Consider the following 1,401-nt stretch of genomic DNA (forward strand, 5'->3'; position numbering starts at 1 on the left):
GCTCGAGGCCGAGCCGCCCTCGCCGCCGCGCACCGTCACCAGATTCGAGGCGAAGGGCACTTTGGCCTCGTTCAGCGCGCGGTAGACGCGCTTGAGGGCCTCGCGCTGCAGCGTCGAGGCCTGGGCCGGCTTGGCCGTGAATTTCAGCCGGATCACGACGGCGCTGTCGGTGATGTCGGCGACGCCCTGCATCTTCAGCTGGGCGATGAAGTGAGGCCCGAATTCGGGGTCCTCCAACAGGGCCAGCCCGACCTTCTTGATCGTCTTGCGCGCCTGCTCGATATCGGCCGAGTGGTCGAGCCGGACGTTGAACTTGACCGTCGCCCAGTCGCGACTGGCGTTGGTCAGCTGCTGGATCTGGCCGAAGGGGATGGTGTGGATCTGCCCGCTCTGGTGGCGCAACTGCATCGAGCGCAGCGAAATCTTCTCGACCGTGCCCTTCAGCCGCCCGGTGTCGACATATTCGCCGACGCGGAAGGCATCTTCAAGCATGAAGAAAACGCCGGAGACGATGTCCCGGACAAGCGCCTGCGAGCCGAAGGAAATGGCCAGGCCGAGAATGCCGAAGCCGGCGAGCAGCGGGCCGATGTCGACGCCCATGCGCGACAGCACGATCAGGATGGTGAGGCCGAGCACTGCGCCCAGCACGACCCCGCGCAGGACGGGCAGCACGGTCGCAAGCCGGGAGGGCACGCTGTCGCCGGTGCCCTCCTCCTCGTCCGCGTGGCCGGACGCGCGGGGTTTGGGCGCGCAGGCGTCGAAGAAGACGCGCAGGAAGACGAGCGCCACCCAGCCGGCGAAGCCGAAGACGGCGACGCCTGCCGCCTGCCGCGAGAAGGCGGTGAACTGCGTGGTGCTCATACCGACGAGCAGACCCGCCCACAGCCGAGCCAGGATAAAGAACCCGGCGGCCCAGAGGATGCCGACCGCGGCCGCGCGCAGCGCCGCCCCGGTCGCCCGCGAGAGGGGTGTCTCGCCTTCGGCCATGGCGTGGCGTGCGGACCGGCAGTCGAGCCAGCTGCCGATGCCGACGGCGAGGATCGGAATGATCACGATCGCCGTCTGGGTCAGGGCCGCGGCTTCCGCCCAGCGCGCCCCGTCGGACATCATCGCCGCGGCACGTCCGACCGCCCAGAGCGCGACCGCCGTCGCCATGTAGAACCAGGGAGCGGCCAGCGCGGTCAGGCGCCGCCAGGGACCGGGGGCCGTCGACCCCTTCAGGATCAGCACGGCGAGGTCGTGGCGCATGTCGTAGAACCACCACAGCTTGAACAGCAGCGCCACGAGCCCCGACAACAGCAGCAGGCCAGCCAGGGGATGCGGGCCCGAACCGACGCGCCCGGCGAGCAGCAGCACGACGATGATGACGGGCGTCACCACCGCATAGACCAGCAGCAGCCT

At 69.5% G+C, this 1,401-nt stretch carries 1 protein-coding gene; it reads right to left on the reverse strand.

Features of this window, described 5'->3' with window-relative positions; translation table 11 throughout:
- The coding region (locus tag Q8M82_RS22210) for a mechanosensitive ion channel family protein (protein WP_305693468.1) at nucleotides 1-1,401 on the reverse strand (1,401 nt) is incomplete at both ends.

This window comes from Allobosea sp., assembly GCF_030694325.1.
Taxonomy (GTDB): domain Bacteria; phylum Pseudomonadota; class Alphaproteobacteria; order Rhizobiales; family Beijerinckiaceae; genus Allobosea.